At 41.7% G+C, this 24,981-nt stretch carries 27 protein-coding genes; 15 read left to right on the top strand and 12 right to left on the bottom strand.

Annotation, left to right across the window (positions count from 1 at the left end):
• Positions 1 to 187 (bottom strand): lactate/malate family dehydrogenase (locus RWS39_RS05835; RefSeq protein WP_462982791.1); only part of this gene is annotated, 187 nt, incomplete at its 3' end.
• Positions 188 to 393: 206 nt separating this feature from the next.
• Here RWS39_RS05835 and gyrA point away from each other — a divergent pair.
• The 3 genes from gyrA (at position 394) to radC (ending at position 4,435) form a co-directional block, all read left to right on the top strand.
• Positions 394 to 2,844: a DNA gyrase subunit A gene (gene gyrA, locus RWS39_RS05830; RefSeq protein ID WP_314481344.1), complete on the top strand. Its 2,451-nt coding sequence runs from the start codon at positions 394 to 396 to the stop codon at positions 2,842 to 2,844.
• Positions 2,845 to 2,851: 7 nt separating this feature from the next.
• Entirely contained in the window at positions 2,852 to 3,598 is a 747-nt protein-coding gene (locus RWS39_RS05825) for a class A sortase (protein ID WP_314481343.1), read from the top strand.
• Positions 3,599 to 3,751: 153 nt separating this feature from the next.
• A complete protein-coding gene (gene radC / locus RWS39_RS05820) occupies positions 3,752 to 4,435 on the top strand; it encodes a RadC family protein (protein WP_061422797.1) in 684 nt (227 codons plus the stop codon).
• On the opposite strand, the gene RWS39_RS05815 is transcribed toward radC, so the two are convergent.
• The 6 genes from RWS39_RS05815 to RWS39_RS05790 form a co-directional block, all read right to left on the bottom strand.
• Positions 4,432 to 5,124, bottom strand: a complete 693-nt coding sequence (locus RWS39_RS05815) for a gamma-glutamyl-gamma-aminobutyrate hydrolase family protein (RefSeq protein WP_314481340.1) — start codon at positions 5,122 to 5,124, stop codon at positions 4,432 to 4,434. The genes radC and RWS39_RS05815 overlap by 4 nt on opposite strands.
• A 24-nt stretch (positions 5,125 to 5,148) precedes the next feature.
• Positions 5,149 to 5,796: a redox-sensing transcriptional repressor Rex gene (locus tag RWS39_RS05810; RefSeq protein WP_005590387.1), complete on the bottom strand. Its 648-nt coding sequence runs from the start codon at positions 5,794 to 5,796 to the stop codon at positions 5,149 to 5,151.
• Between the two features lie 133 nt (positions 5,797 to 5,929).
• Positions 5,930 to 6,277 carry a DUF1831 domain-containing protein gene (locus tag RWS39_RS05805; protein WP_125371928.1) on the bottom strand — a complete coding sequence of 116 codons (348 nt, stop codon included), beginning with the start codon at positions 6,275 to 6,277 and terminating at the stop codon, positions 5,930 to 5,932.
• Position 6,278: 1 nt separating this feature from the next.
• The gene (locus RWS39_RS05800) at positions 6,279 to 7,391 is read right to left on the bottom strand and encodes a cysteine desulfurase family protein (RefSeq protein ID WP_314481337.1); all 1,113 of its coding nucleotides are present in this window, start codon (positions 7,389 to 7,391) and stop codon (positions 6,279 to 6,281) included.
• A gap of 11 nt (positions 7,392 to 7,402) precedes the next feature.
• Positions 7,403 to 8,359: a ribose-phosphate diphosphokinase gene (locus tag RWS39_RS05795; RefSeq protein WP_081105361.1), complete on the bottom strand. Its 957-nt coding sequence runs from the start codon at positions 8,357 to 8,359 to the stop codon at positions 7,403 to 7,405.
• Between the two features lie 78 nt (positions 8,360 to 8,437).
• Positions 8,438 to 8,998, bottom strand: coding sequence for a CYTH domain-containing protein (locus RWS39_RS05790; RefSeq protein ID WP_125372794.1), 561 nt, complete (start codon positions 8,996 to 8,998; stop codon positions 8,438 to 8,440).
• 95 nt (positions 8,999 to 9,093) lie between these two features.
• On the opposite strand from RWS39_RS05790, the gene RWS39_RS05785 reads away from it, so the two are divergent.
• From RWS39_RS05785 to mutY, 5 genes are all read left to right on the top strand, one after another.
• Positions 9,094 to 9,765, top strand: coding sequence for a GTP pyrophosphokinase (locus RWS39_RS05785; protein ID WP_125372903.1), 672 nt, complete (start codon positions 9,094 to 9,096; stop codon positions 9,763 to 9,765).
• Positions 9,749 to 10,567 (top strand): NAD kinase, encoded by an 819-nt coding sequence (locus RWS39_RS05780; RefSeq protein WP_314481329.1) that lies wholly within the window; start codon positions 9,749 to 9,751, stop codon positions 10,565 to 10,567. Before RWS39_RS05785 ends, RWS39_RS05780 begins: the two co-directional genes overlap by 17 nt.
• Positions 10,564 to 11,457: an RluA family pseudouridine synthase gene (locus RWS39_RS05775; RefSeq protein WP_314481327.1), complete on the top strand. Its 894-nt coding sequence runs from the start codon at positions 10,564 to 10,566 to the stop codon at positions 11,455 to 11,457. The genes RWS39_RS05780 and RWS39_RS05775 overlap by 4 nt, the downstream gene beginning before the upstream one ends.
• 19 nt (positions 11,458 to 11,476) lie before the next feature.
• Entirely contained in the window at positions 11,477 to 12,451 is a 975-nt protein-coding gene (gene pta, locus RWS39_RS05770; protein WP_314481326.1) for a phosphate acetyltransferase, read from the top strand.
• Positions 12,452 to 12,665: 214 nt separating this feature from the next.
• Positions 12,666 to 13,826: an A/G-specific adenine glycosylase gene (mutY, locus tag RWS39_RS05765; RefSeq protein WP_314481323.1), complete on the top strand. Its 1,161-nt coding sequence runs from the start codon at positions 12,666 to 12,668 to the stop codon at positions 13,824 to 13,826.
• A 48-nt stretch (positions 13,827 to 13,874) separates the two neighbouring features.
• On the opposite strand, the gene RWS39_RS05760 is transcribed toward mutY, so the two are convergent.
• From RWS39_RS05760 to RWS39_RS05740, 5 genes are all read right to left on the bottom strand, one after another.
• Entirely contained in the window at positions 13,875 to 14,222 is a 348-nt protein-coding gene (locus tag RWS39_RS05760) for a thioredoxin domain-containing protein (RefSeq protein ID WP_314481321.1), read from the bottom strand.
• Between the two features lie 111 nt (positions 14,223 to 14,333).
• The gene (locus RWS39_RS05755) at positions 14,334 to 16,052 is read right to left on the bottom strand and encodes a phospho-sugar mutase (protein ID WP_314481319.1); all 1,719 of its coding nucleotides are present in this window, start codon (positions 16,050 to 16,052) and stop codon (positions 14,334 to 14,336) included.
• A gap of 195 nt (positions 16,053 to 16,247) precedes the next feature.
• Positions 16,248 to 16,811: an ECF transporter S component gene (locus RWS39_RS05750; RefSeq protein WP_125446530.1), complete on the bottom strand. Its 564-nt coding sequence runs from the start codon at positions 16,809 to 16,811 to the stop codon at positions 16,248 to 16,250.
• The gene (gene coaC / locus RWS39_RS05745) at positions 16,795 to 17,346 is read right to left on the bottom strand and encodes a phosphopantothenoylcysteine decarboxylase (protein ID WP_314481316.1); all 552 of its coding nucleotides are present in this window, start codon (positions 17,344 to 17,346) and stop codon (positions 16,795 to 16,797) included. Before coaC ends, RWS39_RS05750 begins: the two co-directional genes overlap by 17 nt.
• The gene (locus tag RWS39_RS05740) at positions 17,343 to 18,035 is read right to left on the bottom strand and encodes a phosphopantothenate--cysteine ligase (protein ID WP_314481314.1); all 693 of its coding nucleotides are present in this window, start codon (positions 18,033 to 18,035) and stop codon (positions 17,343 to 17,345) included. The genes coaC and RWS39_RS05740 overlap by 4 nt, the downstream gene beginning before the upstream one ends.
• A gap of 205 nt (positions 18,036 to 18,240) precedes the next feature.
• Between RWS39_RS05740 and RWS39_RS05735 the strand changes: the two genes are divergently transcribed.
• From RWS39_RS05735 to RWS39_RS05705, 7 genes are all read left to right on the top strand, one after another.
• The gene (locus RWS39_RS05735) at positions 18,241 to 19,911 is read left to right on the top strand and encodes a formate--tetrahydrofolate ligase (protein WP_314481313.1); all 1,671 of its coding nucleotides are present in this window, start codon (positions 18,241 to 18,243) and stop codon (positions 19,909 to 19,911) included.
• Positions 19,912 to 20,044: 133 nt separating this feature from the next.
• On the top strand, positions 20,045 to 20,587 hold the full coding sequence (locus RWS39_RS05730; protein WP_314481311.1) for a hypothetical protein: 543 nt from the start codon (positions 20,045 to 20,047) through the stop codon (positions 20,585 to 20,587).
• The gene (locus RWS39_RS05725) at positions 20,587 to 21,195 is read left to right on the top strand and encodes a DUF5052 family protein (protein WP_314481309.1); all 609 of its coding nucleotides are present in this window, start codon (positions 20,587 to 20,589) and stop codon (positions 21,193 to 21,195) included. Before RWS39_RS05730 ends, RWS39_RS05725 begins: the two co-directional genes overlap by 1 nt.
• Before the next feature lie 3 nt (positions 21,196 to 21,198).
• Positions 21,199 to 21,852: a DNA alkylation repair protein gene (locus RWS39_RS05720; protein WP_314481307.1), complete on the top strand. Its 654-nt coding sequence runs from the start codon at positions 21,199 to 21,201 to the stop codon at positions 21,850 to 21,852.
• Positions 21,853 to 22,243: 391 nt separating this feature from the next.
• On the top strand, positions 22,244 to 23,320 hold the full coding sequence (locus RWS39_RS05715; protein WP_005590359.1) for an aspartate-semialdehyde dehydrogenase: 1,077 nt from the start codon (positions 22,244 to 22,246) through the stop codon (positions 23,318 to 23,320).
• A gap of 79 nt (positions 23,321 to 23,399) precedes the next feature.
• A complete protein-coding gene (dapA, locus tag RWS39_RS05710) occupies positions 23,400 to 24,335 on the top strand; it encodes a 4-hydroxy-tetrahydrodipicolinate synthase (protein ID WP_314481305.1) in 936 nt (311 codons plus the stop codon).
• 53 nt (positions 24,336 to 24,388) lie between these two features.
• Positions 24,389 to 24,976, top strand: a complete 588-nt coding sequence (locus RWS39_RS05705) for a hypothetical protein (RefSeq protein WP_314481303.1) — start codon at positions 24,389 to 24,391, stop codon at positions 24,974 to 24,976.
• Positions 24,977 to 24,981: the final 5 nt, after the last annotated feature.

Here is a 24,981-nt window from a genome sequence, read left to right as displayed (position 1 = left end):
GTGAAGTGAAGGCAAGGGCGTGGCTAAGGTCAAGCGCATCACCTACAGCTTTTTCATGTAATTGTGGAATTTCGATAATTCCAAGCTCTTGTGCAATTCCTTGGTTAACAAGCGCGAAAGCGTAAGATGAACCTACGGCACCGTCACCGACAAGGATGACTTTTTTATGTTGTTTAGTAGCAGTCATTTCTAAACATCTCCTTATTATTTTTGGGGTTTTCCCCATACAATTACATTCTACCACTTTTGATACAGTTTGTCACGGCTCACCGTGGAATTTTGACCTCTAAAAGGCTATGTAAACGTTTTTATATTTGGTTTTAAATACTGAAAATATAGCTAAAATGTGGTATAATGAGATAGTGATTTAATATTGAAACGAGGCATTTTTTAATGCAAGATAGAAACTTAGTAAATGTCAATTTGACCAGTGAAATGAAGACCAGTTTCATCGATTACGCAATGAGTGTTATCGTGGCTCGGGCCCTTCCAGATGTTCGCGATGGTCTTAAGCCGGTTCATCGCCGGATTCTTTATGGCATGAATGAGCTGGGTGTTACGCCTGATAAGCCTCATAAGAAATCAGCTCGTATCACAGGGGATGTCATGGGTAAGTATCACCCGCATGGAGACTCCTCTATTTATGAAGCGATGGTGCGGATGGCTCAATGGTGGAGCTATCGTTACATGCTGGTAGACGGTCATGGAAACTTCGGTTCGATGGACGGAGACGGGGCCGCTGCCCAGCGTTATACAGAAGCACGTATGAGCAAGATTGCTCTGGAGATGCTTCGTGATATTAACAAGAATACTGTTGATTATATTGATAACTATGATGCCAGCGAGAGAGAGCCTGTCGTTCTTCCTGCTCGCTTCCCTAACTTGCTTGTAAACGGTGCGACAGGGATTGCAGTTGGGATGGCGACTAATATCCCACCTCATAATCTTGGTGAGTCTATTGATGCAGTTAAGCTTGTTATGGACAATCCCGAAGCAACGACTCGTGACATTATGGAAGTCCTGCCTGGTCCAGACTTTCCGACTGGAGCACTGGTGATGGGTAAGTCTGGTATTCACCGGGCTTATGAAACAGGGAAGGGTTCGATTGTTCTTCGTTCTCGCACTGAAATCGAAGAGATGAAAAATGGCCGTGAGCGAATTGTCGTAACCGAGTTTCCTTACATGGTTAATAAGACTAAGGTTCATGAGCATATTGTTCGTCTGGTGCAGGAAAAACGCATTGACGGTATCACAGCTGTTCGCGATGAGTCCAACCGAGAAGGAGTGCGTTTTGTTATTGAGGTTCGTCGTGATGCCTCTGCTCATGTCATTCTAAATAACCTTTTCAAGCTGACTCAGATGCAGACCAATTTCAGCTTCAATATGCTGGCTATTCAAAATGGTGTGCCGAAGATTCTATCTTTGCGTGAGATTTTGTTGGCTTATATTGAGCACCAAAAGGAAGTGGTGACTCGACGGACGGCTTTCGATAAAGAAAAGGCGGAAGCGCGAGCTCACATCTTGGCTGGTTTGCTGATTGCTCTTGATCATATCGATGAAGTGATTCGCATTATCCGTAATAGCGAAACGGACGCAGAAGCACAGGCTGAATTGATGGCTAAGTTTGAGCTGTCTGAGCGCCAGAGTCAGGCTATCCTTGACATGCGTCTGCGCCGTCTGACTGGTTTGGAACGTGATAAGATTCAGTCAGAATATGACGAACTGATTGCTTTGATTGCGGACTTAGCTGATATCTTGGCTAAGCCAGAGCGCGTTGTCGCGATTATCAAGGAAGAGTTAGACGAGGTCAAGCGTAAATATGCTGATGACCGCCGAACTGAGCTGATGGTGGGAGAAGTTCTTTCTCTTGAAGATGAAGATTTGATTGAGGAAGCGGATGTTTTGATTACCTTGTCTAATAAAGGTTATATCAAACGTCTGAATCAGGCTGAATTTACCGCTCAGAAACGTGGTGGCCGCGGTGTCCAAGGAACTGGTGTTAAAGACGATGACTTCGTCAAAGAGCTGGTTTCAACGAGCACCCACGACAGATTGCTCTTCTTCACTAATAAAGGCCGAGTCTATCGTCTCAAAGGATATGAAATCCCTGAGTATGGCCGAACAGCCAAGGGCTTGCCTGTTGTTAATCTCTTGAAGCTGGAAGAAGGAGAGACCATTCAGACCATTATCAATGTCCAGCAGGACAGTAGTGATGACTCCTACCTCTTCTTTACGACCCGTCTAGGTGTGGTTAAACGAACCAGCGTAACAGAGTTTGCTAATATCCGTCAAAATGGTCTCAAGGCCTTGAATTTGAAGGATGAAGACGAGCTTATCAACGTCTTTCTGACGGATGGTGCTGCAGATGTTATCATTGGTACTAGGTTTGGTTATTCGGTCCGTTTCAATGAGACAGCTGTTCGGAGCATGAGCCGTAGTGCGACTGGTGTTCGCGGAGTCAATCTGCGTGACGGCGACCAGGTCGTTGGAGCAGGTGTGATTACTGAGGGTGATGAAGTGCTTGTTATCACTGAAAAAGGCTACGGTAAGAGAACTCTTGCCAGTGAATATCCAACTAAGGGCCGTGGCGGTAAAGGTATTAAAACTGCCAATATCACTGATAAGAACGGGCCTCTTGCTGGTCTGATGACCGTTACTGGTGAAGAAGATTTGATGATTATCACCAACACAGGTGTCATTATCCGAACCAGCGTAGCTAATATTTCTCAGACAGGTCGTTCAACCATGGGAGTTAAGGTTATGCGTCTGGATCAAAATGCCCAGATTGTCACCTTTACAACGGTTGCGCCTGACGCAAAAGATGATGAGGAAGAAGTAGAGTAAGAGGAGGATGAATGTGAAGAACTCTAAGAAGAAATTTAAGCTCAGAAATTTCATCATTAACTGTGCAGTTTTCCTTTTATTTCTGGTTGCCTTAGCGCTGATTTTTAACTCCTCTATCCGAAATATGATCATGGTTTGGCACACAAACCAATATCAGGTTAGTAAGGTTTCCAAGGAAGAAATCAAGCAAAATAAGGCAGTCGAGTCGAGTTTTGAGTTTAGCGAAGTTCAATCTCTTTCGACAGAAGCGGTGATCAATGCTCAGTGGCAGGCTCAAAAACTACCAGTTATCGGTGGTATTTCGATTCCTGAAGTTTCGATGAATCTGCCAATTTTCAAGGGATTAGATAATGTTGGACTCTACTATGGTGCTGGAACCATGAAAGAAGATCAACAGATGGGACAAGGGAATTACGCCTTAGCTAGCCATCACGTCTTTGGAATTACTGGAGCCAGTGACATGCTCTTTTCACCGCTAGATCGGGCCAAAATAGGGATGAAAATCTATATAACGGATAAGGAAAAGATTTATACCTATACGATTTCTAGTATAGAAAGTGTCGCACCAGAGCGAGTGGATGTCATCAATGATACAGAGGGAGTCGCTGAAATTACTTTAGTCACATGTGAAGATGCAGCTGCAACCAGTCGAACCATTGTCAAAGGTACGCTTGAAAGTACGATTGACTATGACAAGGCACCAAAAGACATTTTAGATGCTTTCAGTCAATCTTACAATCAAATGCAGCTATAATGCAAATATTATCAAAACGAAGTAACAAGAGTTACTTCGTTTTTGGATTGATAAGAGCTGCAAATTTCTTTCATAAAATTTAATGTTTGAGATACTGTGCAAGAATTTAATCTTTTTTTACTTAATCTCGAATTAATAAGTAAGGAGGTTGATATGTATCGTATTTCATTGCAGGATGACATAAGCATGATGCCACGTGAACGGCTAATAAGAGAAGGAGCGGATAAACTTAGTAATCAGGAATTGCTATCTATATTTTTGCGAACAGGCAGCAAAAAAGAAACTGTTTTTCAAGTTTCTCAAAGGATTTTATCATCGATTTCTAGTTTGAATGATCTGAAATATTTGACTTTACAGGAATTACAGACAATTTCAGGAATTGGGCCTGTGAAGGCTGTTGAGTTGCAAGCCATTATTGAGCTTGGCTGTCGTATCAACAAAGCTGAAGTGCTGGAGAGGGAGCAAATTCTTGGAAGTCAAAAACTAGCTCGCAAAATGCAGGTCGAATTGGGAGATAAAAAGCAGGAATGTTTGGTTGCTATTTATCTCAATAGTCAGAACCAGATCATCCATCAGCAGACAATCTTTGTAGGAACGGTAACTAGAAGTATTGCTGAACCACGCGAGATTTTGCATTATGCTCTCAAACACTTGGCGACATCTATTATACTAGTGCACAATCATCCTTCTGGAGTGACTTTACCAAGTAAGAATGACGACGAGGTCACCAAACACATGAAAGAAGCTTGTGAGCTAATGGGGTTGGTTCTTTTAGATCATTTAATTGTTTCAAAAAATAATTATTATAGCTATCGTGAAAAAACGGATTTGATCTAAAGTTTGTGAACCACATAATCAAACAAGGCTAAATCCCCTGTTCTTGTGGGAAATAGAAATTCTGGATGCCACTGCACACCAAGAAATGGACTTCCATCAGTCGAGGTAACAGCCTCAATGACCTTGTCACGAGGATCGTAAGCTACGACTTCTAGATTTTTCGCTAGGACCTTGATACTTTGGTGATGGAATGAGTTGATTTGGCAAGTAGGTCCGTATAATTCATGGAGGATGGAGCCGTTTTTAGTGACCATAGTCTGTGTAGTGTATTGAGCAGTACTATCTTGCCAGTGATTCTCGATGTCTTGATGAAGTGTGCCACCCATGGCGACATTGTAAAGTTGAGTACCGCGACAGACACCAAAAATAGGCTTGTTTTGTTTTTGTGCTTCTCGGATGAGAGCCAGTTCAAAGAGATCCCTTTGAAGCAGATAATCATCACTTTCGATAGTCTGTTCTTCGTCGTAGAAATGAGGCTGGACATTTTGTCCACCGGTAAGGATCAGTTTATCGATCATAGTGATATAGGTGTGAGCTAAGGTTTCATCACCAATTGGCAAGATAATTGGTATTCCTCCAACTTGTTTGACTCCCTCGATAAAGCCAGTTGAAGTATAACTGATATGGATAAATTGATCGTTGGGAATATCCCTTTGGTTTCCTGTTATACCGATAATCGGTTTTTTCATAAAGTGTCTGTTTCCTTTCTTACCTTACTCATCATCTTTTCTCATGAAGTAGAGTAAGGTTTGGAGTTCGCTGGTTAGGTCTACATATTGTACAACCACATCTTTGGGGACAGATAGATGCACTGGGGAGAAGCAAAGAATTCCCTTGATACCAGCATCAACCAAGACGGATGCGACTTCTTGTGCCTTAACGCTCGGCACTGTTAGAATGGCAGTCTTTACGTTTCCTTCTTGGACCTTTTCTTTAATTTGAGAAATTCCATAAATAGGAATTCCATCATTTGTGGTGGTCCCGACGTCAGAATAATCATCTGTATCAAAGGCCATTACAATCTTCATTTTATTCCGTTCATGAAAGCGGTAGTGTAAAAGAGCACGGCCCATATTTCCGACACCAACGATCATGACATTTGTAATCGAGTTGTCGTTGAGAAGATTAGCAAAGAAATTCATTAGTTTCTTGACATCATAGCCAAAACCTCTACGACCTAACTCACCGAAGTAAGAAAAGTCACGCCGAACAGTCGCAGAGTCGATTCCAATCGCCTCTGCGATTTGTTTTGAATTGGCCTTTTCAATATTTTCCGCGTTAAATCGCTTGAAAATCCGGTAGTAGAGGGAGAGCCGTTTAGCAGTAGCACGTGGAATAGAATTGCTTTTTTCAGTTTTCACAAAATCACGACCTTTCTATCTTCTATTCTATAGAAAGCTTGTGAAAAAATCAACTAATTTGATGAACAAAATATTATTATACTAATAAAGATAGATAAAATAATAGAAATAAGCAAAATTCTTAGAATTTCGCTTATTGAGGTGTTTTTTCAAAAATGTCTCTTTCAACTAAACTATCCATCAAGAAATAAAATTTTTGCTGAATAATATGGTGTTTTTCTGATTTGAAGATATTAACTAATCTTAAACCAGACTTGTCCGTAATATTGATTTTAACTCCGCTTAGATCTTTATTGATGATAATCTTAAGCAAGAATCCATCGCCACTATTGGGAACAGCTTCGAGTAAACGAGAAAGCTCGTAATTACCAACTTTTGTTTCAGCAAATGTGTTGTCCCGCAAGGTAAATTTCTTAACATTTGGATGGAGTGAATAGGTGAAGTCGCAGTTTGCTAAGCTAACAGATGTTTGAAAAGCCATCTTATCCTCCTAGTATTTCTTTTAGTTTTTGGCTGAATAGCTTGATTTCTTGGATGCTAGTTTGGTCTGACACACTGATGCGAATGGATTCTTTTAAGCGTTCAGAGTTTGGACCATATAAGGCTTGAAGGACATGACTGGGCTGAACAGCACCAGCAGTACAAGCAGAGCCAGTCGAGATTGAAAAGCCATTAAGGTCCATTTGAAGCAAGATAAGATCATTCTTTTGGTTTGGAAATCCGATATTGATAACATAAGGCAGGCTAGGCTGACTTTCGTTTAGGTAGTAGTCTATATCCGCTAGGTTGTTCAGTAAAGTATCTTTTAGCTGCTGGGCATGCTCAAGATTTTCCTCTAAATGGGCAAAATTTTCAGAAAGTGCAGTTGCCATCCCGACAATGGAAACGAGGTTTTCTGTGCCCGCCCGATGCTTGTTTTCTTGATCGCCGCCATGCATGAAATTATCAAAATCCATCTGGTCAGCATAGAGAAATCCAACTCCTTTTGGGCCGTGGAATTTATGAGCTGATGCACTCAGGAAATTGATTCCCCATTCTTCAGGATAGATGGGGAGCTTGCCGACGGCTTGGACTGCGTCAACGTGAAAAGCAGCAGGATGATCTTTTAGCAGTTGACCAATTTCTTGAATCGGCAAAATGTAGCCTGTTTCATTATTGATAGCCATGACTGAGACGAGGATAGTATCCGGTCTGAGAGCATTCTTGATATCTTCAGTTCGGATTTGCCCATCCACTGGCTGAATAATAGTCGCTTCAAAGCCAAAGTGCTCCACCAAGTATTCAACAGGCTCTAAAACAGCATGGTGTTCAATGGCCGTAGTGATAATATGCTTGCCTTGATTCTGATGGCGCAGAGCATATCCTTTGATTGCAGTGTTATTACTTTCAGTACCACCTGATGTAAAGAGGATATTTTTGCTCTGTGTATGTAGAACTTTAGCAATATCTTCGCGAGCTTGTCGGAGCAGTTTTTTAGCTTCTCGACCGTGGCTGTGGGTACTGGATGGATTGCCGAAGACTGTCATTGCCTGAGTCATGGACTCAATCGCAGCGGGCGATAAAGCAGTTGTAGCAGCATTATCTAAATAAATCACAAATTTATCCCTTATTTCTTTTGAAAAGCAAAAAGTGGGCTGACTGGTTTTCTTTCTTGAATACGCACGATAGCATCGCCAATCAACTCGCTAGCAGTGATATAGTGAACATTCTTCGGAGTCTTTTCTTTGGTATCAACAGAGTCAGTCACCAAGATTTCTCGGATAGGAACACTGTCTAGTAAGTCTGCAGCTTCATCTGCAAATAAACCATGACTTGAGACAGCATAAATTTCGACAGCTCCTTCACGTTCAACGATTTTAGCAGCTTCTGAGAAGGTACGACCGGTATTTAAGATATCGTCAATCAAAATTGCTTTTTTGCCTTCAACCTCACCGATGATATATCCTTCGGAGCGTCCCGCTTCATCTTCACCATAGTCGATGATGGCGATTGGAGCGTCAAGATATTCTGCCAAGCTACGAGCACGTTTCACGCCAGAATTTTTCGGGCTAACGACGACAACATCCTCGCCAGTTAATCCCATATTGCAATAATGTTCGGCAAACAACGGAATGGTGAAGAGATTGTCAACAGGAATATCAAAGAATCCTTGTACTTGGACAGCGTGAAGGTCAAGTGAGATGACTCTATCTACGCCAGCCCCAACAAGCATGTTGGCCACGAGTTTTGCAGTGATTGGCTCGCGAGGAGCTGCTGTCCGATCTTGGCGAGCATAACCAAAATAGGGCATAACCACAGTTACTGTATTGGCACTTGCTCGTTTACAAGCATCAACCATAATCAATAACTCCATCAAGTGATTATTGACTGGGAAGCTGGTAGACTGGATGATATAGATATCATAGCCACGAACACTCTCCTCAATGTTGATTTGAATCTCGCCATCAGAAAATTGGCGGGAAGAAAGCTTGCCTAAAGGTACTCCAGCAGCTTCAGCAATCTTCTCGGCAATTGAGTGATTGGAATTGAGGGAGAAAAGCTTCATATTTTTTTTGTCTGACATTAGAATGACCATCCTCTTTTTGTCTCTTTAGATTTATAAATATTATTTTACCAAAAAAATGAGATTATTTCAGCATTTTTACAAGTTTTCGGCAAATCTGGCAATCTTACTTTTACCAGGCTTGTATTGGATTTGATTTTCGTTTAAAAAGTCTTTGAACTTTTGCTCCCCCTTTTCAATATCGTTGATCTCTAATTCTAACTCGAAATCTTTTTTACCAAAGTAACGACTTTCGTCTAAGGCAAAAAGGCCGATTGCATCTTGTTTTTCGTATCGAATATTTTCAAGGGTTCCGAGTATTGTTAGTTTGTCAACTGGGATTTTTTTCTCTTGAAGTTTGTCTAGGATTTCTCCCTGAGGGAATTGCAATTTTTCTGTAATTTTCTTAAATTCATCTTTGGACAAGGCTTGGTTATACTCGAAATTTCCGAGTTTTTGAGGAATTTTCAGAGTGAACTCAGCAGCGTCAGGAGTGGTTCGGACTCGCAAGGCCATGCGAGCTTCACGAAGAGCAAAGTCAGCCGAATCAATATAATAGTTGACTTGGAAAATTGGCTGGACATGATCAAAGAAGGTCAGAAGTCGTTTATGTTCGTCTTCTGTTAACATTGTTTTGTATTCTATTTCTAAATGGTTCATTTTTAAATCCTTTTCTTTATCTGAAAGCGATTTTATGTTATAATAACAACTGTGTTTATTTTATACAAAAAACGAATAGATGACAAGGTATGTATATGACAATAGATTGGGAAGATTTTCTGGATCCATATATTCAGGCGGTTGGTGAGTTGAAAATCAAGCTTCGTGGTATTCGCAAACAGTATCGCAAACAGCAACGCCATTCACCGATCGAGTTTGTAACTGGTCGCGTAAAGCATATTGAAAGTATCAAGGAGAAAATGGAGCTTCGAGGGATTACTGAGGAAAACTTAGCCCAAGAGATGCAGGATATTGCTGGTTTGCGTGTCATGGTTCAATTTGTAGACGATGTGGATGAAGTTTTAGAAGTTTTGCGAAATCGGACAGATATGCGTATCGTTCAGGAGCGTGATTACATCAAAAACAAAAAAGCCAGTGGATATCGTAGCTACCATGCCATCGTTGAATATCCGGTAGATACGATTAACGGAAACAAAGTTATCTTAGCAGAAATTCAGATTCGTACCTTGTCCATGAACTTTTGGGCAACGATTGAGCACTCTTTAAACTATAAGTATAAAGGAGAATTCCCGGAGGAGATCAAGAAACGCTTGGAGATAACGGCCAATCTGGCCTACCAGCTAGACGAAGAGATGGGAGCCATTCGTGATGCCATCCAAGAAGCACAGGCGCTCTTTGATCCTCTGCACCGTAAGCTAAATGACGGTGTTGGAAATAGTGACGATACAGATGAAGAATACAGGTAAAAAAATTGCGATTATCCGCAATCGCAAAAGGCAGAGTGAGGAAGTATTTCAAACTCTGATGCAAAAATTGCGGAAAGCAGGCTTTATCTTGACACCCAAAAATCCAGATATCGTGATTTCTGTTGGTGGTGATGGGATGCTGCTATCAGCCTTCCACAAGTATGAAGATCAGCTGGATAAGGTTCGCTTTGTTGGTGTCCATACAGGACATTTAGGATTTTATACGGATTATCGAGACTTTGAGATCGACAAATTAGTGGAAAATCTGAAATTGGACACAGGTGCCAAGGTCTCTTATCCGATTTTAAATGTCAAGCTAACCTTTGAAAATGGCGAAACGCGGACCATTCGAGCGCTTAATGAAGCAACCATTAAACGCTCCGACAGAACCATGGTTGTTGATGTGGTCATCAATAATGTTCACTTTGAGCGATTCAGAGGCGACGGGATTTCTGTCTCAACGCCTACTGGAAGCACAGCCTACAATAAATCATTGGGAGGAGCAGTCCTACACCCAACGATTGAAGCCTTGCAAGTGACAGAGATTGCGAGTCTCAATAACCGTGTGTATCGTACTTTGGGTTCTTCAGTTATCGTTCCTAAAAAAGATAAGATTGAGCTCTTGCCGACTCGTAATGATTACTATACCATAGCGGTCGATAATCAAACATTTTCTAATAAAAATATTGTCCGTATTGAGTACCAAATCGATAATCATAAAATTAACTTTGTAGCTTCGCCTAGCCATACCAGCTTTTGGAATCGCGTGAGAGACTCCTTTATCGAGGAGTGCCAAGAATGAGATTTGAATTTATTGCGGATGAGCATGTCAAAGTCAAAACTTTTTTGAAAAAGCATGAAATTTCAAAAGCCCTTTTGGCCAAGGTCAAGTTTGCAGGTGGCAATATTCTTGTCAATGATCAGCCGCAAAACGCTATTTATTTACTGGATATTGGTGATAAGGTTACGGTAGATATTCCCTATGAGAAGGGATTTGAAAGCCTAGAAGCTGTGGACCGTGATTTGTCAATCGTGTATGAAGATGAGCATTTTCTGGTTTTAGATAAACCCGCTGGGGTGGCCAGTATCCCCAGTGTCAATCATTCGAATACGATGGCAAATTTTGTCAAGGCTTACTATATTCGGCAAGATTATGAAAGTCAGCAGGTTCACATCGTGACGAGATTGGATCGCGATACCAGTGGACTCATGCTCTTTGCAAAACATGGCTATGCCCATGCAAGACTGGATAAGCAACTGCAGAAAAAAATGATTGAGAAGCGCTATTACGCGCTCGTTCAGGGGAGCGGTGAGCTTAAACCAGAGGGGGACATTATTGCGCCAATTGGGCGCGACCCTGATAGCATCATCACCAGATGTGTGACAAAGGATGGTAAGTATGCTCATACCAGCTACAAGGTTGTAGAGCAGTTTGGCGATATCTATTTGGTAGATATTCGCTTGCACACTGGACGAACCCATCAAATTCGTGTGCACTTTGCCCATCTTGGCTTTCCTCTTCTTGGGGATGATCTCTATGGTGGGACTTTGGAAGCGGGAATTACACGTCAGGCTTTGCATTGTCACTCTTTATCTTTTTATAATCCATTTTTGGAAAAGCAGCTCCAATTGGAATCCCAGTTGCCGATTGATTTCCAAAACACCATTACATCGTTAACAAAAAATAATTAAAATTTTAAAGGAGAAACTCATGGAAGTTTTTGAAAATCTAAGAGACTCAGTTGTTGGTAAAAATGTTCGCATCGTCTTGCCAGAAGGACAAGAACCACGTATTCTTCAAGCGGTTAAACGCATAGTAAAAGAATCAGAAGTTACACCAGTTCTTTTGGGAAATCCAGATAAGATCCGTATTTACTTGGAAATCGAAAACATTATGGATGGATATGAAATCATAGATCCTAAAAACTATGACAGAATGGAAGAAATGGTAACTGCTCTTGTGGAACGTCGTAAGGGTAAAATCAGTGATGAAGAAGCTCTTGAGCTTTTAAGAACAGATGTTAACTATTTTGGGGTGATGCTGGTCTACCTCGGTATCGTAGATGGTATGGTTTCTGGCTCTATCCACTCTACAGCTGCCACAGTGCGTCCAGCCTTGCAAATCATTAAAACGCGTCCAAATGTAACAAGAACTTCAGGTGCCTTCCTCATGGTGCGTGGTTCAGAACGTTATCTTTTCAGTGACTGTGCTATTAACATCAATCCTGACTCAGAAGCTTTGGCAGAAATCGCGATCAACTCAGCTGTGACAGCTAAAATGTTTGGTATTGATCCTAAGATTGCTATGCTGAGCTATTCGACTAAAGGTTCTGGCTTTGGAGAAAGCGTTGATAAAGTGGTTCATGCGACTAAATTGGTTCATGATTTGCGTCCAGACTTAGAAGTTGACGGGGAATTGCAATTTGACGCTGCCTTTGTACCAAGCACAGCAGCCCTGAAAGCTCCAGGAAGCAAGGTTGCAGGTAAAGCGACTGTCTTTGTCTTCCCAAGCATTGAAGCAGGAAATATCGGTTATAAAATGGCAGAGCGGTTAGGTGGATTCTCAGCAGTAGGTCCAGTTCTTCAAGGATTGAATAAGCCAGTAAACGACCTTTCTCGCGGATGTAATTCAGATGACGTTTATAACTTAACATTGATTACAGCTGCACAAAGTGTTGACCAATAAAATAATTAAAAAGAGTCTGGGACAAAACTCCTAGCCTCTCAATTGTCTTTGGAGTGTCGAGCAAGACGCAGTGGTTGAGTGGGCTCTACTACGCTGATTTCATCAACTTTTACAGCCCTACTCAACTGTGCGGAGGTGGGACGACGAAATCGAATTTTAACGAATTACCGATTTCTGTCCCACTCTCTTTTTTGTCTGCTTAAGTATAAGAAAAATGTTAGATTTAAAAAAATTTGGAATTGAAATGTGGGAAGAGGAGAAAATTGCCTCTTTCCGCAAGAAATTATTGACTTGGTATGATGAACATAAACGTGATTTGCCTTGGCGCCGAACAAAAAATCCTTATCATATCTGGGTTTCTGAGATTATGTTGCAGCAAACACGTGTGGATACGGTGATTCCTTACTATGAGCGTTTTCTTGATTGGTTTCCAACTGTAGCTGACTTAGCGCAGGCTCCAGAGGATAGATTGCTCAAAGCTTGGGAAGGTTTGGGCTATTATTCGCGGGTGCGAAATATGCAAAAAGCAGCTCAGCAGATAATGACGGATTTCGCTGGAAAATTTCCTGATAGCTATGAAGGAATTGCTAGCCTCAAAGGGATTGGACCTTATACGGCTGGTGCCATTGCTAGCATTGCCTTTGGTCTTCCTGAACCCGCGGTAGATGGAAATGTCATGCGGGTGCTGAGTCGATTGTTTGAGGTTGATTTAGATATTGGGCAACCTAGCAATCGTAAGGTATTTCAGGCTATGATGGAGATTCTGATTGATCCAGACAGACCCGGAGATTTCAATCAAGCACTGATGGATCTGGGGTCAGATATCGAAGCTCCTGTTAATCCCCATCCAGAAGACAGTCCTGTAAAGGATTTCAGCGCAGCCTATTTGCACGGCACAATGGATAAATATCCCATTAAAGCACCTAAAAAGAAGCCTGTTCCGGTCTATCTTCAGGGCTTGATTATCGAAAACGAGCAAGGACAGTTCTTGCTTGAAAAGAATGAAGCTGCTGGCTTGTTATCAGGTTTTTGGCATTTCCCCTTGATTGAAGTCGAGGAATTTCAAACCGAAAATCAGATCTCTCTATTTGAAGTGGCTGAAAATCAGCCCAGTCTGGATCTGTCTCCTCAAGAAAGCTTTGAGCAGGATTATGATTTGATTGTCGATTGGCAGCAACAGTCCTTTCCGAAGGTGCAGCATGTCTTCAGTCATCGCAAGTGGCATATCCAGCTAGCTTATGGACGAGTCAAAGATAGCCAACACGCAGCTGAGGGAGAGGTCTTGTGGCTACATCCAGAGGAATTTGAGAAGTACCCTTTTGCTAAGCCCCAGCAGAAGATGTGGGAGGCTTTTCAGGAAGCTAGAAATCAGTAAAAAAATCTGAGACTCATTCGGTCTCAGATTTTTAAATTTAATTAATTTTTACAAGTTTGCAAAAGCTTTAATTTCATCAGCAGTCATTGAAGAATCACAGCGAACAGCAACTTGGCCGTCTTGAACATGCACAAAACCAGGAACCGTCGGGATGCTGTATTCAGAGCGGAAGGCTTGCAAATTCTCTAATTCGCTAGCTTCTTCGCTATTGATAAAGAAAATATGCGCCTTGGTATCAGCGACAACGCCAGCAAGAGTAGCAGCGAATTTACGGCAGTAAGGGCAAGTTTTGCGACCAATGAAGAAAGTTGCTGTCTCTTTGTCGGCAATCGCTTGACGAGCACGGTCAACAGTTGTGACTTCCAAGTCTTTAATATTTTGAGCAAATTGTTCCATAAATAATCCTCATTTCTTTTGATAAAACTAGTATGCCATAAAGTTTCTAAAATTGCTTAGATTTGATACGAAAAAAAGATGAGATTGGTTGGTCTCATCTTTTATAAGTCTTTATTTTACAAAAGCATTGATTTCCGCTTCGATATTTGCAATCTTAGCTTGAGAATCCTCATTGCTATCACCGACAACGGCAATGTAGAACTTGATCTTTGGTTCTGTTCCGGATGGACGGACAGCAATCCATGAACCATCAGCCAAGGTGTATTTCAGCACATCGCTTGGAGGAGTCGTAAGAGCTGTAACAGTACCATCTGCAGCAGTAGCAGTTTGAGCCTTAAAGTCTTCTACGACAGTAATAGCTGTTTGGTTCCATTCTTTCGGACCATTGTCACGGAATTTAGCCATGATAGCCTTGATTTGCTCAGCACCGTCAACACCAGACAAGGTTACAGAGATAGTCTTTTCAGCAAAGTAACCATACTCTTTGTAGATTTCTTCAATACCATCAGCCAGAGTTAAGCCACGTGAACGGTAGTAGGCAGCAAGCTCAGCCACGACCAAAACAGCTTGGATAGCGTCTTTATCACGTACGAATGGTTTGATCAAGTAACCGAAACTTTCTTCAAATCCCATCATGTAGGTGTGGTTGTGTTTTTCTTCGAATTCTTGGATCTTCTCAGCGATAAATTTGAAACCAGTCAAGACGTTGAACATAGTTGCGCCGTAACTTTCAGCAATCTTAGTCACCAAGTCAGTAGAAACGATAGACTTACAGAGAGCAGCGTTAGCTGGCAGAGTTCCTGCACTCTTGTGAGCTTCCAAGATGTATTTAGCCATGATAGCACCGATTTGGTTACCTGAAAGGTTGAGGTAGCTACCATCTTTTTGAAGAACTTCCACACCAACACGGTCAGCGTCAGGGTCAGTTGCAACCAAGACATCTGCACCAACCTTGCGACCCAATTCCTCAGCTAAAGCAAAGGCTGCTTGGCTTTCAGGGTTTGGAGACTTAACAGTAGAGAAGTCAGGATCAGCTACAGCTTGAGCTTCAACAACTTCAACAGAATCAAATCCGGCTTGAGCCAAAGCGCGACGAGCCAGCATTTCACCAGTACCGTGAAGAGGAGTATAGACAATCTTCATGTCCTTACCGTATTCATCAATCAGTTTTTGGTTGATATTGACATCTTTAACTTCCTTGAGGTATTCAGCATCAATAGCTTCGCCAATCACTTCAATCAAGCCAGAAGCTTTTTCAGCTTCAACATCAGCGACCTCAATAGCAAAAGGATTTTCAATAGCACGGATGTAGTCAGTCAATGCATCTGCATCATGCGGAGGCATTTGTCCGCCGTCTTCACCATATACCTTGTAGCCGTTAAATGGAGCAGGGTTGTGGCTGGCCGTAATCATGATACCAGCAAAAGTTCCTAAATGACGTACCGCAAATGAAAGTTCTGGAGTTGGGCGCAGGCTTTCAAAGACATAGGACTTGATGCCGTGCTTAGCCAAAACAGCAGCAGATTCAAAAGCAAATTCTGGTGAGAAATGACGAGAGTCGTAAGCAATCGCAACACCGCGTTTTTTGAACTCATCTCCTTTTTCGTCAATCAAACGAGCCAAACCTTCCGTTGCCTGACGGACAACATAAATATTGATACGGTTAGTACCAGCACCGATCAGACCGCGCATACCAGCAGTACCAAACTCAAGGTTTGTATAAAAGGCATCTTCCTTAGTTTTTTCGTCCATACCTTCTAACTCTTTCCGAAGATAGTCAGGAAGTTCAGCGAAGTCAAGCCATTTTTTGAAGTTTTCTTGATAGGTCATAGATGGAGTCTCCTTTATATTTAAGATAGAAAATCACTGTGTGGTTTTAAGAAAGGGCACAAGATTTTCTTGTTTGTTCAATCGCTTTCATTGTAACATATTTTCATATTTTTTGAAAGTACTGACCTAAAAAATAGTGAAATACTTTGAAAAAATGAGCATGCTTGGATCAAAAAAAATAATCACGCTAGGTGATTATTTTTTAAGTTTTTCAAGTGCTGGAACGATTGCAACTGTAAGGATAGCAGAAATAATCATTTCTGAGATTGCATTAGCTGAAAAAATCAATGCAAGCATGGCTTTGATATCTCCATTGTAAACAGATGAAAATAGAATGAAAATTCCTCCGAGAACGAAGATTGTGTTGGTCATTGAGCCTACAGCACCAGCTAAAACTAAACCTGGCTTAGTTTTCATCCATTTGTAGACAAAATACGGAGTGATTCCGATTAGAATACGTGGAACCATAGCGATCATCAATGAATTGATGCTACCGTTTTCTACAAAAGGACTGAAGAGGTAGCTAGTTGGCAGCAGGACAACGGTGTTGGTCACCACACTGATTACCCCCATCAGGGCTCCAAGAACAGCTCCAATTCGCGGTCCGTAGATAATACTAGCAATAATGACTGGAATATGAATAATGGTCGGTTTAATCGGAACCGGTAGTAGGTTGAAAATAACAGAGCTCAGCAGATGGAGCACTAACATAATAGCAAAAAAGATAGCAATTTGCGCGATACTAGATTGTTTTCTCATTTATAATTTCCTTTACTTTTTCTATAATAATATTGACATCAGCTAGAGCGCCAGTCCCATGATCTCCGCAAGCTAGAACAGCTTCACGCGGTTCGATAATCTCCCAGCCAAATTTTTTTAATCTTTCCAAATTGTGCTGAGTGAGTGGATTTTCATACATCTTGGTATTCATGGCTGGTGCGATGGTTTTTTTGACATGAGATGGGAGAGCAAGGGCTGTAGCGGTTACCATATTATCCGCTAGACCATTAGCCAGTTTGGCGATGGTATTAGCTGTTGCAGGAGCGACTAAGAAAAGATTTGTTTCTTTGCCAATCTCAATATGGTTGACCTTGTCTGGCCTCGGCTCGTCCATAAGGTCAAGGGAAACAGGATTCTTTGATAAAACCTGTAAAGTCAGCGGGGTGATAAAGTGACTGGCAGCTTCCGTCATGAGAACAGACACACCATAGCCTAGCTTACCCAGCTGGCTCGTAATATCTGCTGCCTTATAGGCTGAAATACTGCCCGTGACAGCGAGAGTAACATGGATCATGAACTGTCTCCTTTCTGGATATGCCTTAACAATTGTTCAGCAATTTCTGCCTTGGAGAAAGCTTCTGTGATAGTGTCTGCTCCTAGGAGATAAGCGTGGTGTTGCCCGCTAGCAATTTCAGTCAAATCGTTGGCTACAATTAATTCAGCTTGATTTTTTTCAAGACTAGCTCTAGCAGTAGCTAGTAACTCTTCTTTAGAGACACCTACCAGGAGCTTAAAGCCAATCAATCGAATATTGGGCTTCCATTCCTTAACCTTGCTGATGATTTTAGGATTTTTCTTGAGGAAAAGTACCTGATAGTCATCAGCAGATGAAATCTTACTTTCAAAATTACTTTTTTCCAGAAATTCTGCCAAATCTGAACTGGCAAGAACCTCCTCAAATCCTGCCATATAAACTGGTTTATAGTCAGAAACAGCCATTGAATGAATGAGTACATCATGAGCTGGCACCAGCCCTTCCATAGCTGTCAGGAGCTGCTCCGTATCTTCAATGATCTTAATCGTTAGGTTTTCATGCGGGTCCGGTTTAACAGCTTTTGCCGTTGTCAGCAGAGTCACCGAAGCACCCTCTGCCAAGCAATGCTCAGCTATCATTTTCCCAAGTTGACCCGTCGAATGATTAGTGATAGAGCGGACTTGGTCGATTCTTTCACTCGTTCCGCCAGAGGTAATCAATATATTCATAGCTTTATTCTACAAGAAAAAACGAATTTAGTAAAATAAAATTAACTTAAGGTTCAATTTAGTTAAACTTATTTTTTCACTAAAGAAGATGTATTGTATGAAAAAAATGAAGTAATTACCGAACATTATGTTGCTATTGGAGTTTAAATGTGCAGTTTTATATCATATTTGTTATAATAGTTTCATCAAATTAGAGGAGTTCCTAATGAAAACAGATATCGAAATTGCTCAGAGTATTGAATTACAGCCTATTGTGGATGTAGTAAAAAAGGTTGGTATTGATTACGAGGACTTGGAGCTGTATGGAAAGTACAAGGCCAAGCTCAGTTTTGACAAGATTCGTGAAGTAGCAGAAAATCCTGTCGGCAAGCTGATTTTAGTAACGGCAATCAATCCGACACCTGCTGGAGAAGGTAAGTCCACCATTACCATTGGACTGGCTGACGCGCTTAACAAGATTGGCAAGAAAACTATGATTGCTATCCGCGAACCTTCCCTAGGGCCTGTTATGGGAATCAAAGGAGGCGCAGCTGGTGGTGGTCACGCGCAAGTTTTACCGATGGAAGACATCAACCTGCATTTCACTGGTGACATGCACGCCATTACGACTGCTAATAATGCTCTGTCTGCTCTCATCGATAATCATTTGCATCAGGGAAATGAGCTAGGTATCGACCAACGTCGTATTATCTGGAAACGTGTTGTGGACCTAAATGACCGAGCACTGCGCCACGTGACGGTTGGCTTAGGCAGCCCGCTCAACGGTATTCCGCGCGAAGATGGTTTTGATATCACGGTTGCTTCTGAAATCATGGCGATTCTTTGCTTGGCAACGGATATTGAAGATTTGAAAAATCGCTTGGCTAACATCGTTATCGGCTATCGCTATGACCGCACACCAGTCTATGTTCGTGACCTTGAGGTAGAAGGGGCTCTGGCTTTAGTCTTGAAAGATGCAATTAAGCCAAATCTAGTTCAGACTATTTACGGTACACCAGCCTTTGTTCATGGCGGACCGTTTGCCAATATCGCCCATGGCTGTAACTCAGTCTTGGCGACTAGTACAGCGCTGCGCTTGGCTGATTATACGGTGACAGAAGCCGGATTCGGTGCGGACCTTGGTGCAGAGAAATTCTTGGATATTAAAACTCCTAACTTGCCAACTTCTCCAGATGCAGTCGTAATCGTTGCAACCTTGCGTGCGCTCAAGATGAATGGTGGTGTGGCTAAGGATGCACTTACTGAAGAAAATGTTGGGGCGGTCCGAGCTGGCTTTGCCAATCTCAAACGTCACGTTGAAAATATCCGCAAGTTCGGTATTCCAGCAGTAGTAGCCATCAATGAATTTGTTTCAGATACGGAAGCTGAAATTGCTACTCTTAAGGAACTCTGTGCAGAAATCGGGGTAGCGGTTGAGCTTGCTAGTGTCTGGGCTGATGGCGCTGATGGCGGTGTGGCTCTGGCTGAAACTGTTGTCAAAACCATTGACGCAAATCCAGCAAACTACACTCGTCTTTATGACAACGACTCAACAATTGAAGCGAAAATCGAGAAGATTGTCACAGAAATCTATCGTGGTTCAAAAGTGAACTTTGAGAAAAAAGCACAGACTCAGATTCGGGAAATCGTCAAGAACGGCTGGGACAAGCTGCCAGTCTGTATGGCCAAAACCCAATATAGCTTCTCAGACAATCCTGCTGCTCTGGGCGCACCAGAAAACTTTGAAATTACCATTCGTGAATTGGTACCAAAACTTGGGGCAGGCTTTATCGTGGCTTTGACAGGAGATGTCATGACAATGCCAGGTCTACCAAAACGTCCTGCAGCACTTAATATGGATGTGGCGGCAGACGGTACAGCGATTGGTCTGTTCTAATTGAATTTAAGATATAAGAAGAGGTTGGGCTAAACAGAGCCTGGCCTCTCTCTTTTAGACTTAAATTCCAGATATTTTGATATAATAAAGCCATATTCCCATCACCTAGTTTTTGCTCATAGGAGGATGAACATTGAAAAAAAGAAGTCTCAAACAGGAATTAATTTACCTTGCCTCAGGGGAATCAATAAGTGTTGTGTTATTTTGTATCGTGTATGTCCTGTATACGAAATCAGAGACCCGATTTGCCACATCTAGTGCAGTCCTTTATTTTCCATTGTTAATTCTTAATCTGATATTGGTTCAAGGGTCCCTCTATTGGCTTAACTGTTTAAGACGAATCCAAAAGAAGAAGGCCCTGAAAGCTCAACTACTTGTACCTCTTTATAAAGGATTAAAAGTGCTAGATTTAATGATGCTGCTTGCATATATACCGATTTGGATCTGGTCTTTTAGAGTGAGTAGTAGCAGTAATATCATTATTGGAGTTTTACTTTGGTTGTTTGCCATCATTGAATTTGTTAATTATTTTTACTATCGCCTATCTTACTATACAATGGGTGGCCTAGGACTGCAAGTGATGAGGCCTATCAAATTATTGTTGATGGGAAAAGCTGCCAAATCGCAAATTGCAAAAGAAATTTCCTTATACGAAAAAAATATGGAGCATAAATAATGAAAAAGAGATACCTAATAACTCTTCTTATAAGCATTGCCCTTTTGAGCTTGACCGGTTGTCAGTCCGTTGAAAAGTGGTTTAAAAATGCCAAGGAGGAATGGCTGGGGCTGGAGATGACAGTTCGCACTTATGATGAAAATTCTCAGCTTATTGACCAGATGTCGGGCAAGTCCCTATCCATCTCGCGTAATGAGGAGTTTGACTCAGTTGATGCGGAAGGGAATTCCAAAGAAGACTCATCTGTTCTCAAAATCACCTTGGGTAAGTACGAGATTGACCATGTAGGTTCTTCCTTGATTGCAGAAGAAAAGGGCTTGAAAGACGTATTTTCCCAGTATCAAAAGACTGCAGATGTTGAGGAGAATAGCCATGCAGTTCCCGTTTTGAATCGCATGATTTCAGCCTTCAAAAACGAATTTACTGGCAAGAAGAAGGTCATTCTGATTCGCTCGCAAAACGGGACTCCGCTGGCAGCTTATGCTGGCGACCGTGTCTCTCTCGATAAATCTGATGCTCCCAAAACCTCTGAGTTGCTGATTGACGGCAAGCGCCTCGTGATTTATCGCTGTGACTACACTATTTATGACCGTGAATTGCTGGAGTAGGATATGAATGTAGAAGAATTGGTAAAAGAGTTAAAAGCAGTAGCTAGCCTTGATGATGCAGTAGCTATGAAAGCCTATATGAAAAATAAATTTGACTTTATAGGAGTCAAGACTCCAGCTAGGCGGAAACTCGCAAAGGCTTTTTTCAAACAGCAGACTGACTCCGTCATTGATTGGGTTTTTATAAATGAATCTTGGGACAATTCCTATCGAGAATTGCAGTATGCCGCGCTAGATTATCTGGAAAGTCGCAAGAAGCTCTTGACCCCATCTGACTTGCCACGTTTGAAGAAACTAGCTCAAACTAAGTCTTGGTGGGATACCATTGACTTTTTGGACCGCTTGGTCGGATCTATCATTGCCCGATTTCCAGAAACCAAAGAGATTATTTTATCCTGGAGTTGCGATAAAGATTTTTGGTTGCGGCGATTAGCCATTGATCATCAGCTATTGCGAAAAGAGAAAACAGACACAGAGTTGCTCGAGAAAATTTTAGTGAATAATCTAAGCCAAACAGAATTTTTTATTAACAAGGCCATCGGATGGGCGCTGAGAGATTATTCAAAAACCAATCCAGACTGGGTCAGAGATTTTATAGAACGGCATCGAGCAGAAATGGCTGCACTTAGTCTTCGAGAAGGAAGTAAGTATCTGTGATGGTTGACTAATCTTTATAGCTTGACATTTTCTACGCTATAGCTTATGATAAATAGGTGCGATGAGTCGATATGCAGATTTTCTGCAAATTGAAGCATGGGAGGTCATAAACGCAGGAGCGGACCTTGATCAGTTGTGTGAACCTGCTGATCACACGAAAGTGCCCTTATCCCCAGTCTACGGATTGGGGATTTTTCTATGTCTCTTAGATTGGCGAGACCATTGGTCGAAGTTGATCTAAGAGACATTGATACTGAGACGGTCAGTATTGTGAGCGCTGAGCATTGCAACAAAATAAGTCCATAATTCTTTAGAAATATTTGCATTTTTCCTTAAAAATAGTATAATACTAGAATATACAAAATTTTTAGAAAATTCAGAGGTGGATTGTATGGGATATACAGTTGCTGTAGTCGGCGCGACAGGTGCTGTTGGCGCTCAAATGATTAAAATGCTGGAAGAATCAACACTTCCAATTGATAAGATCCGTTATTTGGCTTCTGCTCGTTCAGCTGGTAAGGTTCTTCAGTTCAAGGGACAAGATGTTACGATCGAAGAAACAACAGAAACTGCCTTTGAAGGTGTAGACATCGCTCTTTTCTCAGCTGGTGGCTCTACTTCAGCAAAATATGCTCCCTATGCAGTTAAAGCTGGTGCAGTCGTAGTGGACAACACCTCATATTTCCGCCAAAATCCTGATGTGCCTCTGGTTGTTCCAGAAGTAAACGCTCATGCACTAGATCAGCATAAAGGGATTATCGCTTGTCCTAATTGCTCAACTATTCAGATGATGGTGGCCTTGGAGCCAGTCCGTCAGCAATGGGGCTTGGAGCGTATCATTGTTTCAACTTATCAGGCGGTTTCTGGTGCAGGTATGGGAGCCATTCTTGAAACGCAACGCGAGCTTCGTGAAGTGTTGAATGATGGTGTTAATCCACGTGATTTGCATGCGGAAATCTTACCTTCAGGCGGTGACAAGAAACACTATCCTATCGCTTTTAACGCTCTTCCACAAATCGATGTCTTTACTGACAACGACTACACTTATGAAGAGATGAAGATGACCAAGGAAACTAAGAAAATCATGGAAGATGACAGCATTGCAGTATCTGCAACATGTGTGCGTATTCCCGTCTTGTCAGCTCACTCTGAGTCTGTTTACATCGAAACAAAAGAAGTAGCACCAATTGAAGAAGTGAAAGCAGCTATTGCAGCCTTTCCAGGTGCAGTTCTTGAAGATGATGTAGCTCACCAAATCTATCCTCAAGCAATTAACGCAGTTGGTTCACGCGATACTTTTGTAGGTCGTATCCGTAAAGACTTGGATGCAGAAAAAGGAATCCATATGTGGGTTGTTTCAGACAATCTCTTGAAGGGAGCAGCATGGAATTCTGTTCAAATCGCAGAGACATTGCATGAGCGTGGTTTGGTCCGTCCGACGGAAGAAGTTGTTTTTGAATTAAAATAAACTGTCTGAAAATATGTGACAGGTCGAGGATTGAATATCTGTCATTCAATCCTCTTTTCATACAAAGAGAGGTAAGTCTATGGCATACGCAGATTTGAAGAATTGTAAAATCATCACAGCTTTCATTACGCCTTTTCATGAAGATGGCTCCATCAATTTTGAGGCCATTCCAGACTTAATTGAGCATTTGTTGGCTCACCATACGGATGGGATTTTGCTAGCTGGAACGACTGCTGAGAGTCCAACCCTGACCCACGATGAAGAGTTGGAATTATTTGCGGCTGTACAAGAAGTTGTCAAGGGGCGTGTTCCTTTGATAGCTGGTGTCGGTACCAACGAAACGCGTGACTCCATCGAATTTGTCAAAGAAGTAGATGCGGTTGGTGGTTTTGCGGCTGGTTTGGCCATTGTTCCCTATTACAATAAACCGTCTCAAGAAGGCATGTATCAGCATTTTAAAGCCATTGCGGATGCTTCAAACCTGCCTATCATTATCTATAATATCCCAGGACGGGTAGTAGTTGAGATGACACCTGAGACTATGTTGAGGCTGGCAGAGCACCCAAATATTATTGGCGTGAAGGAATGTACGAGTCTGGCTAATATGGCTTATTTGATTGAGCATCGTCCAGAGGAGTTCCTGATTTATACGGGTGAGGATGGCGATGCCTTTCATGCTATGAATCTAGGTGCTGATGGGGTTATTTCCGTTGCTTCTCACACAAATGGTGATGAAATGTTTGAAATGCTGGATGCTATTGAGCACAATGATATCAAAAAAGCAGCAGCTATCCAACGGAAATTCATCCCTAAAGTCAATGCCCTGTTCTCTTATCCAAGCCCAGCCCCAGTCAAGGCCGTTCTCAATTACATGGGCTTTGCAGCAGGTCCAACCCGCTTACCGCTTGTGCCAGCTCCTGAAGAAGATGCTAAGCGTATTATCAAGGTTGTAGTTGATGGCGACTATGAAGCGACTAAAGAGACTGTTAAAGGGGTTCTAAGACCAGATTATTGATCGGCAATTTTGGTTTAGATTTTATATAGATAAGTAAGGTGTGATTAAATAGTATGACAGAAAAGCATAGTCAACGAATTGAAGAGTACAAGGCAAAGCGCAGTCTGGAAAAACTTGAGGGGAAGAGAGTTTACGACAAGCCAATTATTCGAACTGGTGATAAGGCAAGTTTTTATGGCGCAGGTCTAATTTTGTTAGGGTTCGGTTTGGGGGCTCTTTATCTACTTCTTAACCTTATAACAGATTGGGATTTAAAACTTTTCTCTCTTATCTGGGAAACACTTGCTGGATTAGGGATTGTTGTCAGTCTGTTCGGGGCTTTTAAAATCGGTCGGTTAGAGTTGCATACTGTATCAATGATAGCCGACAAAGAGAAGAATTTTGACATTAAAAGGGCTTTTAATCTTTATAATGTCATCCACAAACCGACTAAGAAAGTTTTACTTCAATACGATAGTGAGGATGATAGTTTAATTTCTCTAAACGCTGGGGGTGATTTATTAGTTGAGCTCCTAAAGAAAGTTGAGGAAGAGAAACTGCCTTTTAATAAGATTAACAAAACTCTGAAATTAGAAGAAGTATCTGAAAATCATTGGAAAATGCAATATCGTTACAAGAAACAAGACATTGTATTAGAGTAAAATGG

It is taken from the genome of Streptococcus cristatus, assembly GCF_963529205.1.
GTDB classification, from domain to species: Bacteria; Bacillota; Bacilli; order Lactobacillales; family Streptococcaceae; genus Streptococcus; species Streptococcus cristatus_O.
This window is presented reverse-complemented; position numbering and strand designations above follow the sequence as displayed.

Bases quoted from the DNA above. Each gene is read 5' to 3' on its own strand.
- gyrA (WP_314481344.1), top strand. From the start codon at position 394: ATGCAAGATAGAAACTTAGTAAATGTCAATTTGACCAGTGAAATGAAG.
- RWS39_RS05825 (WP_314481343.1), top strand. From the start codon at position 2,852: ATGAATGTGAAGAACTCTAAGAAGAAATTTAAGCTCAGAAATTTCATC.
- radC (WP_061422797.1), top strand. From the start codon at position 3,752: ATGTATCGTATTTCATTGCAGGATGACATAAGCATGATGCCACGTGAA.
- RWS39_RS05815 (WP_314481340.1), bottom strand. From the start codon at position 5,124: ATGAAAAAACCGATTATCGGTATAACAGGAAACCAAAGGGATATTCCC.
- RWS39_RS05805 (WP_125371928.1), bottom strand. From the start codon at position 6,277: ATGGCTTTTCAAACATCTGTTAGCTTAGCAAACTGCGACTTCACCTAT.
- RWS39_RS05795 (WP_081105361.1), bottom strand. From the start codon at position 8,359: ATGTCAGACAAAAAAAATATGAAGCTTTTCTCCCTCAATTCCAATCAC.
- RWS39_RS05790 (WP_125372794.1), bottom strand. From the start codon at position 8,998: ATGAACCATTTAGAAATAGAATACAAAACAATGTTAACAGAAGACGAA.
- RWS39_RS05785 (WP_125372903.1), top strand. From the start codon at position 9,094: ATGACAATAGATTGGGAAGATTTTCTGGATCCATATATTCAGGCGGTT.
- RWS39_RS05780 (WP_314481329.1), top strand. From the start codon at position 9,749: ATGAAGAATACAGGTAAAAAAATTGCGATTATCCGCAATCGCAAAAGG.
- RWS39_RS05775 (WP_314481327.1), top strand. From the start codon at position 10,564: ATGAGATTTGAATTTATTGCGGATGAGCATGTCAAAGTCAAAACTTTT.
- pta (WP_314481326.1), top strand. From the start codon at position 11,477: ATGGAAGTTTTTGAAAATCTAAGAGACTCAGTTGTTGGTAAAAATGTT.
- mutY (WP_314481323.1), top strand. From the start codon at position 12,666: ATGTTAGATTTAAAAAAATTTGGAATTGAAATGTGGGAAGAGGAGAAA.
- RWS39_RS05760 (WP_314481321.1), bottom strand. From the start codon at position 14,222: ATGGAACAATTTGCTCAAAATATTAAAGACTTGGAAGTCACAACTGTT.
- RWS39_RS05755 (WP_314481319.1), bottom strand. From the start codon at position 16,052: ATGACCTATCAAGAAAACTTCAAAAAATGGCTTGACTTCGCTGAACTT.
- RWS39_RS05750 (WP_125446530.1), bottom strand. From the start codon at position 16,811: ATGAGAAAACAATCTAGTATCGCGCAAATTGCTATCTTTTTTGCTATT.
- coaC (WP_314481316.1), bottom strand. From the start codon at position 17,346: ATGATCCATGTTACTCTCGCTGTCACGGGCAGTATTTCAGCCTATAAG.
- RWS39_RS05740 (WP_314481314.1), bottom strand. From the start codon at position 18,035: ATGAATATATTGATTACCTCTGGCGGAACGAGTGAAAGAATCGACCAA.
- RWS39_RS05735 (WP_314481313.1), top strand. From the start codon at position 18,241: ATGAAAACAGATATCGAAATTGCTCAGAGTATTGAATTACAGCCTATT.
- RWS39_RS05725 (WP_314481309.1), top strand. From the start codon at position 20,587: ATGAAAAAGAGATACCTAATAACTCTTCTTATAAGCATTGCCCTTTTG.
- RWS39_RS05720 (WP_314481307.1), top strand. From the start codon at position 21,199: ATGAATGTAGAAGAATTGGTAAAAGAGTTAAAAGCAGTAGCTAGCCTT.
- RWS39_RS05715 (WP_005590359.1), top strand. From the start codon at position 22,244: ATGGGATATACAGTTGCTGTAGTCGGCGCGACAGGTGCTGTTGGCGCT.
- dapA (WP_314481305.1), top strand. From the start codon at position 23,400: ATGGCATACGCAGATTTGAAGAATTGTAAAATCATCACAGCTTTCATT.
- RWS39_RS05705 (WP_314481303.1), top strand. From the start codon at position 24,389: ATGACAGAAAAGCATAGTCAACGAATTGAAGAGTACAAGGCAAAGCGC.